Here is a 13,787-nt window from a genome sequence, read left to right as displayed (position 1 = left end):
GAGGTTTCTTTGGGCTATTCGATAAACCGTAAATTGCATCAAGAGAGACTTGTGTATACACCGTAGCCGTTTCGGAGAGGGGTTGGGGGAGAGGTTCTTCCTTTCCTTACTGAATTGGTGTTCTAGGAACCCAACACATTCACATATTGGGTTCCATACAGAGGAAGCCAACCTGCACAGGCTTAATGTTTACTTTATAAATCAACTCTAAATTTTAAAAGTTGTAACCAATTCCTAACAGTAGCCCAACATCAGTTTTATCAATAAAGTCAACATTTACTCCAGCAGTTGCGGTAAATTTAGGTGATACAGGCACATCCACACCACCCGTAAGAAGAAATCCTACGGAACTACCTTCACTTGTGGAAATTGCTGCTCCCCCTCCTATATAAGGAACTGCAATTATTTGGGATTCTCCCAAATCCGTGATTGATTCCACTGGAAAGTCAATTGTTACAGGTATAAGAAATACAGCTTTGTCACTAATCGCAGCAGCAGGACGAAAAGAGAAGTTATTTGTTAAACCAATTTTACTATAGATAGTAAAAGCATTTTCACCTAAAGCAGTATCTCCACTCAATCCAAAATTACCACCGACCCCGATATAGTTACGAGTAGGCATTGTCTCATCCTGTGTTGTATCTCGCGGGATAACTGGGGTTGGTGTTGGTGTTATATCTCGTGGGATAACTGGGGTTAGTGTTGGTGTTGTATCTCGCGGAATAACTGGGGTTAGTGTTGGTGTTGTATCTCGCGGGATAACTGGGGTTAGTGTTGGTGTTGTATCTCGCGGGATAACTGGGGTTGGTGTTGGTGTTATATCTCGTGGGATAACTGGTGTTGGTGTTGGTGTTGGTGTTGTATCTCGTGGGATAACTGGGGTTGGTGTTGGTGTTGTATCTCGTGGGATAACTGGGGTTGGTGTTGGTGTTGTATCTCGTGGGATAACTGGGGTTGGTGTTGGTGTTGTATCTCGTGGGATAACTGGGGTTGGTGTTGGTGTTGTATCTCGTGGGATAACTGGGGTTGGTGTTGGTGTTGTATCTCGTGGGATAACTGGGGTTGGTGTTGGTGTTATATCTCGCGGGATAACTGGTGTTGGTGTTGGTGTTGTATCTGGTGGGGTAGTTGGGCTTATATCTTGTGGGGTAGTTGGGCTTATATCTGGTGTTGGTGTTGTATCTGGTGGGGTAGTTGGACTTATATCGGGTGTTGGTGTTGGTGTTGTATCTGGTGGGACAGTTGGACTTATATCTGGTGGGGTAGTTGGACTTATATCGGGTGTTGGTGTTGTATCTGGTGGGGTAGTTGGACTTATATCGGGTGTTGGTGTTGGTGTTGGTGTTGTATCTAGTGGGGTAGTTGGACTTATATCGGGTGTTGGTGTTGGTGTTGGTGTTGGTGTTGGTGTTGTATCTGGTGGGACAGTTGGGGTTGGTTTTGATGTTGGTGGTGCATCTGGCTGAGGTTGGGCTAAAGACACCTGTAAATATGGTTCTAAAGCAATAACGAAGCTGCTAATAGCAACTAAATAAGCTTTAGAAACTAGCAATATCAGTTTGATAAATGATTTTTGATTCATTGTCCACTCCTCTAAAATATCAATACCTAGCATAGATGTAATATGCTGATTATCGGTTCTTAATTGAAGGCAGAAGAAAAGCACGAGAAACAGCTAGAACGCAAATGGCAGTAGTTCTATATGCTCATAATTAAGTCAATTTACAATCTTTAATTGATATTATTAATAACAACTTCTTCAAAAATATAGGAATCCTAAATCATGAGAAATTTTAATTAGGCTGGGCATTGCCCACGCTACTAGGCAGAACAAAAAGTTAAAAATAACATCAACTTGGCTCGGATTTTATGATAAATAATTAGTGGTAATTAGCTATAAAATCGACTTCTGAAGCCACACACTAGTTGCAGCAAGTCTGATTTTTTGCTTCCAATTTTCCCTGATGCCAAATTCCACTTTCATGGACGCCATTCTGAGATATGCAGGTTCCTTGACCATCAAATCTACTTTGCTTGAATTCACCTATATACTGACAACCATTTTTGTAAATCAATTTACCTGCACCTTCGTAAGAATTATTATTGAACTGACCTACATAGCGATTTCCATTTTGAAATATGAAGGTTCCTATCCCATTATATTTACCTTCTTTGATTTTTCCTTCATATTTATTACCATTTGCAAAAATGTAAGTTCCACAACCGTTGGGCTGTCCATTTTCTAGTTCTCCATAATATTTAATATGATTTTTCTGATCTACCCAATTGGGTCGAGTATTTGGGACTATAGGTACAGGTTCTGGGCATTTTTCCGCATCAGTTCTAGGTTGTTTTGTAACTGGTATTTTTGGCTTTGTCAACCCTGGTTGGGGTGTAAGTTGTCCCGCATCAGGTAATGGTTGTTTTGGATCGAGTGGGGGTTGTTCCGAATTAGGTGTAGGTTGTCCCGAATTTGGTATTTTTGGCGTTGTCAACCTTGGCTGGGGTATAAGTTGTCCCGCATCAGGTAATGATTGTTTTGGAACGAGTGTGGCTTGTTCCGAATTAGGTGTGGGTTGTCTTAAAAAATTTATAAATAATAATCCTATCCCAAAAAGTAGACTCACTACGACTCCGACGCCAATCAAAAGTCTCTGGTTTCCTACAAAAAAATGTGATGGTGGTGAAATTGATAAAGGCGGTAGTGTCAGTTGTCTGGGTTCAGATGATAATGCCGTTAGGGCTTGCAACGCCTCACCTGCTGTTTGATAGCGTTCCTTAAAGTTAGAACGTACCATTTTATCTAACACATTTGCTAGAAAGGGGCTAACCGAAACCCGATCTCGCCAAATTACCTCAAAACTGTCTGGATTTTTCGGTAGTTCTTGGGGTCTAATCCCAGTTAAAGCGTAAATTCCCAACATTCCCACTGCATAAACATCACTGGATAACTTGGGATACCCATTTAACTGTTCGTTAGGCATATAGCCAGATGTGCCAATAACAATAGAGATGTTGGTTACTTCTTGAGGATTAACTGTTAATTTGCTAATTTCCTTGACAGATCCAAAGTCTATTAATACTATTTTGCCATCACTATTACGGCGCATTAAGTTTTGTGCTTTTATGTCTCGATGAATGATATTTTGATTATGAATAATTGTTAATACTTCTAATATTTCTTTTAAAAGCTGTTTTACCTTAGCTTCACTTAACTTATTACCAGAGAAAATTTCCTGGCTCAAATCATGTCCATCAATATATTCTTGTACTAGATAAAATTCACCCTCTTCTTCAAAGTGGGCAAAAAGTTGTGGAATTTGACTGTACTCACGACCTAAGCGGTATAAAGCTTTCGCTTCCTTGTTAAAAAAATTAATAAAGATTTGTAACTCTTCTGGGCTTTGCCTTTGCCGAAGATTTTTGACAACACACAGAGGATGGTCAGGTAAATCTAAATCTTCAGCTAAATAGGTGATTCCGAAGCTACCGCTTCCCAATAGCTTGATTATTTTATAGCGATTGCGGAGAATATGACTGGGAAACATTGGATTTAACCATAAGTAAAGAGAGATGATATTTTGATTTTGCCAAAAAAAATCAACTTTTTAGGCTTCCGAAAAAACTATATCATACACTACTATTTTTTGACGATGGCTACGCCTGTTGTTGGCGTTCGCGTTAGCATCTCTGAAAGAGAAGCCTCTCGTAGAGAAGGCATCGCAAAAGTTTTCAGTCTGCTGATTTTGGCAATTTGTACCCAGCGAGTAAGTCCTGATATTATGGGATGGGCTTTCCTGCCCATTCCACAAGATGTAAACAGCTACCACTTTCCAGTGTCGTCTTCTTGCTGCAAACCGATTAACTGGCGGCGCCTCCAAGCAAAAGCAAGAATATTAATACCTAATTCTTGCGCGGTGCGAATAGCAAGTCTAGGTAGGGTAAGGTTTTTATCTAATCCCCAAGCGGATGCTAAATCACCAATGATTAAAATAATTCCTCCCGCAGTTGATATTTCAACTGGTCGTTGATTTACTATTGGTAAAGCCGCAAACAAAAAAGGTTGCGCTCTCAAGGGGTGGTCGCTTCGTAATTCTGCTAAAGGTTTTAAAGGATTTTTTAACTGTTCAGCTAGAGAATAAGTACTTTCTATTAAAGGAGTTGCATCTCTAGGTGCATCAACTAAAAGTACTCCACCTGAATTGAGATATTTTTTCAGAGATTCTAACTCGACATTATTGAAGGATAAAGCTTGTTGTCCAGTGAGATAAAGTAAGTCGTATTCTCGAATATTCTCTGATAAAGTAACCTGTCCTGCTTCTTCAGTTCCTTGTAAATAAGAGTACAAAGGCTCAATAGATTGTAACAAGTAAGATAAATTAAAAAAATTGCGATCGCATCCAGGGTCACTATGGGTTACTTGCGCCAGGCGTACAATTGCTTGAGGTCGCGCTTGCGCCTGACGTCGGTAACGTAAATTGACATTATTATAACCAGGAAAAAATACATCAGCAGGTTGAGTAATATCTTTTTGTCCTGGCTGCAAAAGAATACGACAAATTTCTATTTCGGAAATATCTAGTGTTGAATTTCTTTGGTCAAACCGATAAGTTTCGCGGACAGTATCTCTCGATTCGCGCGATCGCAGTTCTTCCGGGTCAATATAACTAACTGTTAAGTAGACCATAAGCGGCTCACTACTTGCCACTTCCAAATCAATTGGAAAGTCGTAAGATGTCGGCACAACAATTAAATTACCAGCCAAATCTATAGCAATACCAGGTTGAATTTGTAACCAGCGTCCATCTCGATATTTAGCTTCGACTTTACTCGGTGTCTCAATATCTCGCACACCTAAACCGCAAACAATTCCCGGTTGGTTTAAACATTGATAATGAGTATTTTGTCGCGTGCGGTGGTAATTATGTGCTTTCCGCCAGCGTTCAGCATTTATAAGTAAACCGTCGGAAGCTTGTAAACGCTCAAAAGGTTGAATTGGTGGAGGTGGAAAAGGGTGAGACATAATTAGTTAAGAGCTGGGATTATCGTAGAGGAGTATTTAATAGGATCAGAATGACAATAGAGATACTGCTAACAATGTCAACCTGTCCCTTCTATAGATAATTCATATGTACAGAAAGCGGGTTTTTCTTGTTCGATAATTCTTCTTACAAGTGCTTCGTGTATAGTATTTGATTCTTTTGGTCGCAAACACACTACAAAATGATATGATCTTCCTCCTCCTAACACAGCATTTCCAAGTACTGCTTCATTGAGAGTAAAACTATTACCAAAAGGTTCTGTAATACTAATGTGTTTATCATTTTCGTTTGGTATATTTTCATCTAATGGTAGCCCTGTATACAAATGTAAATAAAGACGCAACCCTTTACGAGTTCCTCGCCATCGATATAACTCAACTGCTCTACGAATTAACCGACGCTCCTGTTGGAGATCCCATGCTGAATCAAATTTCCAACCAACCCAGTGAGCCAAAAATGGTAACAATGCTTGCGGTGCCGTCAAAGGATCAAGGTTCGCCCACATCGTATTAAAGCTATCAATAGCTGGTTGATAAGCTTGTTCAAATATATTTATGAAGCGACCAATAAAGTCTACTTCACGATATAAAAACGGCAAAAATTCCATATACTTAGACCAAGGTCGTATACATATATTAAATTCGTCGCTTGTCTCGATTTTTTGTTGTTCTGTACCAGGGTCTAGATATAAATGAACTGAACACCCAAAGTTAAGGTCTAATCTATCTTTTTTTCCTGGGATGATTGCAGAGCGATCTTCAAAAAAGGTGGCAGGAACTTGAAAATAAAGCACAGCTTGCATAGTATCTCTAGGTGCAATTTCAGAACCTTCTGTACCAATTTGACACCACTCTTGAGGAAAGTCACCTTTTACTTTCAAGTCCAACCGTAAAGGATTTGCCGTCAAGTTTTGCACTTGCACAATCATTTCGCTGGGTTGTCCAGGATGTAGTAACAAACTGTGCCCAGCAGTGAAATCAAAACTTTCTGCCCCTGTAAAGGCCAAAGCTACTCCCGGTAGTGCTTCGGGAATCTGCATTGGGATTAAGTCTATTTTGACTTTAGAAGTAGAACGACTTTGAATCATAGTAATACTAAATGTGGAGACGCAATATATTGCGTTTTGATATATTTTTGATATATCGCGTCTTTACTAACGATTAAGAATATTAACTACGTGATTGGAGCGCAAGTTATTATCAGCCCAAGAACAAATTAAACCTTGTACTCCTGGGTCAATTACGCGCTCCGGTGATGGCTGGCGCCTCCATGTGTCACCTTGTTTGCGTATAGGAAATAGTAGAACCGGTCCGAGATAACGGACACCGCTAGCTTGTTGCAGCAATGCCACAATATCTGATTCGTAAAGTGGGCGCCCGAATACCCAGCCTTTTCCTTCAGTACCTCCAGTTAAGGGATTTAAAAATTTATACAGCGATATTCGGATAGAACGCAGAATTTCTTCACGGGCTAGAGGGTTATCATAAGCTGGTTCTAAACCGATTTCACTTTGGACACAAACACCGATATATTCCGGTTGTTGTAGTTGAACTTGCACTCCTAATAATCTTCTTTCATCTAAATAGCGCAAAACTTGTTCTTGAAGTGCTGGACTAAGGTCGAATTGATCGGGAGATAAACCTTGTCCTTGCGCGATCGCATCTGTGTTGTAATTGGGTACTATCAATAAGCTGACTGTACCGGCTTGTCGATTTGCATCGGCTGGTAAACAGCGAACGCGAGCAATTGCTCCTCGACCCGCTTGTTGGGCTAATACTTCAAAATCTTCAACTGTAACTGCACGGTCACGGGAACGTAAAATTTGCGGTGCCTTAATTACTGCTTGTTCGAGTGACTCTGCATCTGCTCCATTAATGGCACCTTTATGGTTGATCACAGAAGCAACATAAGGAACAGCAGATTTTAAAAATTGTAGCGAATTAACTTGAACATTGCCTTGTCTACCTCCTCCTGTACGGTAACTTACCATTCTAATTTCGGCGCCACGTCCAGGGATTGCTCCGTACTGATGTTCGAGAGTACTGTTGTCTAGATCGCTGACTTCAACAAATGCATCTTCAGGTCTTGGTTGCTGGATGCGCGAGCGAACTTCTGTTTGACTTTTAAGTTGACTCGGTTCCCGAATTAATGGGCCAAACTGAACTGTACCGTTAATCGAATCTATTGTGTAGTGAAAACTTTCTGAAGTGGAATCGGCAAAATCTCGAACTTCTTGCCATTTTTGAGGTAAACTCCCTGGAGGGATAACTATAATATACTCATTCTCTCGGCGTTCCAATATTGGTGGTTGCTGAAGTTGAAAAATTTGTCCTGGTTTGCCATTACTAAGGCCCAAACGTTCATCTTCAATTAAATTATTTTGACTCGCACGGACTGTACCACCAACTGCACGGACTCCCAAACCAGCAATTCGTGGAGGACGATTATAACCAGAATCATTTGTGCCCAATTGAGTAAGCACGCAGCGAATCCAGCGACCTCGATAAGATATAAAGTTAGTTACAGGCCAGTTTTGCGGTAAATGCAACCGTATTTCTGTTCCTTGCTCTGGATTGCTACCTTGTTGGGCAATTTCGTAAAAACTAAAACCCCGTGTTTTATCGTCTACTTCTTTCATAAGAACACTTTGCCACTTATCCCCATCCCAAGCTTCCCAACGACGCGGTGGTTGGTTAGGATTGATACCAGTAGGTGTTGCAGATGCTGCTTGAATAGTAATTTCTAAAACATTGCCATCGAGAGGGTCAACCGAATTAATAACTAAGTAAAAACAGTTCCCTGGTGATGGTTCCTCTTCAAATATCGGTTGTTCGCTACCTTCCCAGAAAGCATCAGATTGACGGTTCCAGGTATTAGTTACTCTTTCTCTTAAAGATTGGGGAATTTCTTCTACAGTCAACGCTGTTAAAACATGTTGTAAACGGGGTTTTGCAATAACTAAAGGACAATCAGTACTAAAAGTAATAGCTTCTGTTGTTTCAGTTCGTACCGTTGAAACCTCAATTCCTTCTGGAATTGTATAAGTTTCCGGCAAATCAGAACTTAAATAAAAAGTTAACTCCGTGCGGGCTGGAGCAGGTGGTTGGAGTCTGATACCTAATAATTCTAAGAAAGCAACATAATTTTTACGCGGGACTTGATTAAACCTAAGTAGCATTTGGTCGGTTAACCAAGCAAACAATTCAACCAGCGTAATTCCAGGGTCACTTAGATTATGATCTGTCCATTCAGGACAGTAGCGAGGAATACGCATAATGCACTCTTCCACCAAATCGTCGAAGGTGCGGTCATCCAAATTTGAAGAAGGTAATTTTGGTAAAAAGTCAAATTCCACAGTTTTATTTTAGATTTTGGATTTTGGATTATTAATCTTGTGGCGTGGGCATCCTTGCCATTGGTGTCAACTTAACGTTAAAAGGGCGGTTAGAAACCGCGTCTAAACGAGGCTTTACCCACCTTTCCTGCGGAACGCCAAGGGCGAACGTGGGTTAAGAATCCTTGATTTTGTATTAGTCCACGGAGGTGGACTTCGTTTGTGTAGCCGCGAATTCTATTCGCCAAGGCTTAAGTTGACACGCATGGCATCCTTGCCCGCCCCTACATAATTTGGGATTACCGTAGGGGCGGTTTCACTGATATCTTAAAACTGAATTTCAAATCTAGTTAACCCGCCCCTACTCCCCCGAAACCAAATAAAAAGGATAAACAAAGCTGTAAACGTCAGGATAATCTTTGAGTTTGTATTTGATAATAATATCTACTCTGCCGTGTATTGGGTCAGGGTCAGCGCGAACATCATTAAGAATGATACGTGGTTCCCAAACTTCCAAAGCCTCTGTTACATATATACGAATTTGCAGTAAGGTATCACTATTCAAGGGAGCAAACGCCAATTCTGACAACCGACACCCAAAGTTCGGTCGATACACCCGTTCACCTAAGCTGGTACGAAGAATAATCCATATAGACTCTTTGACTTTCTCATCCTCACTGCTAAACTTGACTCCGCCCTGCAAATTTAATTGCAGTGGAAAAGCCCAACCCCTCCCTAAATATTCTCGCTGCTGACCATATGGGTCTCGCATTTGGACACCCTCCGCAGTAGATACCATATATATCCAAAATATTGGGGCAGAAGATATAAACCTATTCGCCAAAGGTCGAGTTTCAACTAAAGGGTAAAGGATAAGGGACTTCCAAATAAAAAAATACCCAAAAAACTGGCGAAAAAACTCTCTCCTCCTTATTCCTCTGTGTTCTCTGTCTTGAAAAGTTCAGATCGCCGGAAGCCGGCGCTCTCTTGGAAAATTGCTCCTCTTGGGGAGACCCCAAGACCGCATTTTCCGCTCCGACTTTTCGCTGTGTCTGGAGTGGTAGCCTGCGGCAAGCCGCTCCGCATCTACGTTTATTTGGGTAATTTATTTCTTGGAAGTCCCTAAAGGAAATACCTTTCCCCTTGTTTATAGAATTGGTTTAGGGCCTGTTATTGGTGTAGTCATTGTAATTGGCCCCAAAGTACTAGTTAGTGTCATAGTTCCAGCAGTAATCGCCAAAAGGCCGGGTGTAGTAATTGTGATAGCACCACCTGCGGTCATATTTATAGCGGCACCTGCTGTCATACTCATCGGGCCAAGTGAATTCATGCTCATACTGACGCCTGCTGTTGAACTAATGGATGAGGCTGTGGAGGAAATAGAAGCTGTAGCAGTATTACTAATAGTGGCGTTTGCTTTGATACTGATAGTACCAGTCAGGTCATTAATAAGTATTTTCTGTCCTCCTGATGTTTCTATTTCTATAAACTTTTTAGTGTCGTTAACACTAATTTTATGCCTACCTTTTGTCTCAATATATACACCTGTGTTACTAATGGCTTTATCTTCATCTACAAACTGTAATTGATGTCCAACACGGGTTTTAAAGGTTCGTAAACGAACTCGACCACCAACTACACTGTCATTTATAGAAGTTGGTGGTGCATCTTTCCCGTTCCAAACTGCACCAATAATATAAGGTCGATGAATATCACCATGTTCAAAACCAACTAGCACTTCATCGTTAATTTCTGGTAACCAGTCAGTTCCACGACCAGAACCCGCACCTGTTGATACGACTCTTGCCCAGTAACTTTCATGTTCTTCGGTAAGGGTAGGAAACTTAACTTTAACTCGACTCAATCCTTTGGGATCTTGATTATTGGTAACAATTCCGACTAAAAATGTTTGGCCTGGTTGTAAACGTGTTTGTGGCGATATTGAGTTGTATAAATTACCAGAACGCAAACCTCGAACGCTAAATTCTGTAGTATAAACTCGCTGGCTATAAAAGTGACGTGTTTCCGTAATATAATACTTACCACTAAAGCGATCGCCCATTTTTTCTAGATTTACAAACCTACCCGGTCGAATATAAGGATTACCTTCTGCTTTTGCATCTGCATAGACAAATTCTCCCCCTAATTCATCACATAAAGCTTGAGCCATTACCTCAGCTTCTTTGGCACTAAAAACAGGTTTATCTACAACAGTCATTAGCGGAGGTTTACTAATGTTGAACTTGTTACTACTATTACTTCCTTTTTTATTTCCAGTATCAGTTATTACTTTCTCTGATTGAGCCTTGAAGGCAATTAACTTTTTCTGAGTGTAGTCCCAACTACGCACTTCAACTGCACTCACTTGTTCTGCACTGGTAACGCGAGTACTGAAACTACTAATTTGGTCTAGCCATTTCAGTATTACAGCTTCTTGAGCTTCTGGTTTACGAAAGTTTATTTTACCTTCTTCAATAAAAAGTTCAAAACCAATACGAGCAGCTCTTTCTCGCAAAAACTCCATATTAGTTTGATTTTCTTGAAAAATATACTCATGAGCTTCGCCACTCTCGTCTATTTTTCCAAACTGTATACCTACTTCTTGAGCAATTTTGCGTACTATATCGCTATCGGTATTATTCAAAAAAGAGCGATTTTGACGCCCTCTATGCAGTCGATGCGAGATATCGTAACCACGAACAATTATAGGCGCCTCAGATTTATCATTAAAATGAACTTCAATTGCTGTAATTTCACCTTCAATTAAATGGCCTTTTTTAGGATTTTTAAAAGGATCGTCTTGAGTAGTACTGGAACTAAACCCTAATTTGACTTTTTTACCGATTTCAAACACCTTTTCGTGACGCCAGGGTTGGTATTCCGATTGATTATTATTGGTAGGCAGATAGCTATTGTGAACTACCAATGTAAACATTGCTGGCAAGTGCAAACTTTCTTCAATGGTAATTTGCAATAAATCCTTGATTAATTTAGGATCTGCTGGATCTCCTCCTATTTCGACTAGAGGTTGAGATAAATAAAGACTTTGTTCTGCCATAATTAACTTTAAAATTCTAAAGAATGTTGAAAAAAGCGAAGGTTAGATAACTCCAACGTGATGTTATTTATACTTTAAGTAGACAGGCATAAATAAATATACATTTTGTCATTGCGAGGAATGAAGCAATCTTAAGTCCCGGCGGTTACTACCCTAGCCTTCCTTCACCCCTAGCCTGCGGCAACCTCTTCGGGGAACGGGGAACGGGTTCTGCTTATAGTACGTCGTTCCTCCTTGCGGGGGACATTTTATATTTAATTGTGTGCAGGTACTTATTTGCCTCCTTTGCCTCCTTTGCCTCCTTTGCCTCCTGAATTCTGATTTCCACCTCCTTGATTCTGGTTCCCTTTGCCTCCTTGATTCTGATTTCCGCCTCCTTGATTCTGATTTCCACCTGGTTGATTCTGATTTCCGCCTCCTTGATTCTGATTTCCACCTGGTTGATTCTGATTTCCGCCTCCTTGATTCTGATTTCCACCTGGTTGATTCTGATTTCCGCCTCCTTGATTCTGATTTCCACCTGGTTGATTCTGATTTCCGCCTCCTTGATTCTGATTTCCACCTGGTTGATTCGGGGTGTCGTTGAAAAGAGGTGCAGCTTGAGGGCTATTTTGTCGCGCCTCTCCCTGAGAAGCAGATTCAGGTCCTCCTGGGAGGTTATGTTTATCTACTTCTTGCAATGAAATATCTACCATTGCTCTGACTGGTGTCCCATCAGTGAGAAACATATTTAGGGTATAGGTTAGACTATTCATTACACAGTAAAAATATTCATCCTTCCATTTAAATGTATAAACTGGAGGACGTTTGTCTGCTTCTTTTCCAATAGATTCAACACCCATTTTAATAATATCTATATATTTCATGACTGACTCTTTTGTTTCATAGGTATCGAAGATTAATTGTTTAAGTGTAAATTGATAAGGCTCAACACCTGAGAAGTTAATCTTAGGCAGTAAACTTTTTCCTCTATTGCCAGGATGTTTTTGCCAGTTAACAGTTCGAGAAAAGCTGATTTCACTAGGGTTAAACATTAACTCAATATCCTCTGCCTCTCCGTTATAAGCTTCGAGTTTAGCTTTCTCGAGTTGAGGCTTGAGTTTTTTAGGACTGATTACAGAAGGACTTGGCATATGAATATTATCTCCTAAAATCTAAAATACGAAAATCGTATTACCAGGGTAAACGGCCTGTAAAAGTACCTTGACGTTCTTTCTCAATTTCTAGCTGTTGTCGTAATCTAGTATAAACTTCACGAGCAAGCGCTTCGAGAGCAATTTCATCATCTTCTTTTGAATTAGCTAAATTTGAATTATTTGAATTAGCTGAATCATCAAACGAGTTTTTTATAGTTTCCGTGAATAGTTTTATATCAGTAGATATATCGCTGGGTAAAGTTTTATCTTGATTATCATCAATTGCTTTATGGGAATATGCAGTTTTTTGTTGAATAGGGAAATATTTGTTGCTTTTTTGAGAATTATACACACTTTCAGTTTCACTGCTAAAGTTAGTAAAACTAGAGTCATCATTACTTATATTTAGTAAATTTTCAATACTTGACCATTGTGAAGGAGTATCTGAATTATTATCAGACAATTTATTAGTAGAATTTGATTTTTTAAAAATTAAGGGTGGCGATGAATAATTATTTTGAGTAGTAGTTTTTCTTTGTACAATATTTTCTTCTGTACCACCTTTGTTAAGATGTTCTAGTAAATTAAGATTTTTTTGTGTATCAGCTTTATTAATTGCAAACTTCTCAGGTCTGAGCATAGCAGGTACTGTGTCTGAAGCTGCTTTTGGCTGATTATTGTCAACTTTTAACTGCGTTACTTGTCCCTTGGTGGCATCATCTTGGGACACATTGAAAGGCGTGGCTATACGATCAAAGTCTCTCTTTGCGGGCTGTAATGGTTCAACGTCAATAGTTTTTGGTGATGTTGGTTGAACTGGAACTGGCGCTGTTGTTTCGATGTTTGGTGTTGTCGTGTTACTGTTTTGGTTTGTAGCTTGCTGTAATGGTTCAACTTCCGAAGTTGGACTTAACGCTGTTTGTTCAGAAACAGGTGTCGTTGTTTCGATATTTGGTACTGTCGGGTTAAATGTTTGGTTTGCAGCTTGCTGTAATGGTTCAACTTCCGAAGTTGGAGTTAATGCTGTTTGTTTAGAAACATTTGCCGTTGTTTCGATATTTGGTATTGTCTGGTTTGTAGCTTGCTGTAATGGTTCAAGTTCCGAAGTTGGAGTTAACGCTGTATGCTCAGAAACATTTGCCGTTGTTTCAATATTTGGTATTGTTTGGTTTGCAGCTTGCTGTAATGGTTCAACTTCCGAAGTTGGAGTTAATGCT

Annotated in this window: 10 protein-coding genes; all 10 read right to left on the bottom strand. The window is 40.0% G+C overall.

Going from position 1 to position 13,787, the window contains the following annotated elements; translation table 11 throughout:
• Window positions 1-214: 214 nt before the first annotated feature.
• Window positions 215-1,582, bottom strand: a complete 1,368-nt coding sequence (locus HWQ38_RS40470; protein WP_366933303.1) for a hypothetical protein — start codon at window positions 1,580-1,582, stop codon at window positions 215-217.
• Window positions 1,583-1,922: 340 nt separating this feature from the next.
• Complete coding sequence (locus HWQ38_RS16335; RefSeq protein ID WP_292795215.1) at window positions 1,923-3,548, bottom strand: protein kinase; 1,626 nt, start codon at window positions 3,546-3,548, stop codon at window positions 1,923-1,925.
• Between the two features lie 92 nt (window positions 3,549-3,640).
• Window positions 3,641-3,805, bottom strand: coding sequence for a hypothetical protein (locus HWQ38_RS16330; RefSeq protein WP_292795214.1), 165 nt, complete (start codon window positions 3,803-3,805; stop codon window positions 3,641-3,643).
• 18 nt (window positions 3,806-3,823) lie between these two features.
• The gene (locus HWQ38_RS16325) at window positions 3,824-5,023 is read right to left on the bottom strand and encodes a DUF4159 domain-containing protein (RefSeq protein WP_292795212.1); all 1,200 of its coding nucleotides are present in this window, start codon (window positions 5,021-5,023) and stop codon (window positions 3,824-3,826) included.
• A gap of 77 nt (window positions 5,024-5,100) precedes the next feature.
• Complete coding sequence (locus HWQ38_RS16320; protein ID WP_292795210.1) at window positions 5,101-6,129, bottom strand: phage tail protein; 1,029 nt, start codon at window positions 6,127-6,129, stop codon at window positions 5,101-5,103.
• Between the two features lie 66 nt (window positions 6,130-6,195).
• Window positions 6,196-8,397: a putative baseplate assembly protein gene (locus HWQ38_RS16315; RefSeq protein ID WP_292795208.1), complete on the bottom strand. Its 2,202-nt coding sequence runs from the start codon at window positions 8,395-8,397 to the stop codon at window positions 6,196-6,198.
• 340 nt (window positions 8,398-8,737) lie between these two features.
• Window positions 8,738-9,148, bottom strand: a complete 411-nt coding sequence (locus tag HWQ38_RS16310; protein WP_292795206.1) for a GPW/gp25 family protein — start codon at window positions 9,146-9,148, stop codon at window positions 8,738-8,740.
• A gap of 375 nt (window positions 9,149-9,523) precedes the next feature.
• Window positions 9,524-11,434 carry a VgrG-related protein gene (locus HWQ38_RS16305; RefSeq protein WP_292795205.1) on the bottom strand — a complete coding sequence of 637 codons (1,911 nt, stop codon included), beginning with the start codon at window positions 11,432-11,434 and terminating at the stop codon, window positions 9,524-9,526.
• A 272-nt stretch (window positions 11,435-11,706) separates the two neighbouring features.
• Window positions 11,707-12,567, bottom strand: a complete 861-nt coding sequence (locus HWQ38_RS16300; RefSeq protein WP_292795204.1) for a hypothetical protein — start codon at window positions 12,565-12,567, stop codon at window positions 11,707-11,709.
• A 40-nt stretch (window positions 12,568-12,607) separates the two neighbouring features.
• On the bottom strand, window positions 12,608-13,787 hold a 1,180-nt coding region (locus tag HWQ38_RS16295), incomplete at its 5' end, for a hypothetical protein (protein ID WP_292795203.1).

This window comes from Nostoc sp. NMS7 (assembly GCF_017115085.1).
Lineage (GTDB): Bacteria > Cyanobacteriota > Cyanobacteriia > Cyanobacteriales > Nostocaceae > Nostoc.
Note: the sequence above shows the minus strand (reverse complement) of the source record. Positions and strands in the feature narration are given on the sequence as shown.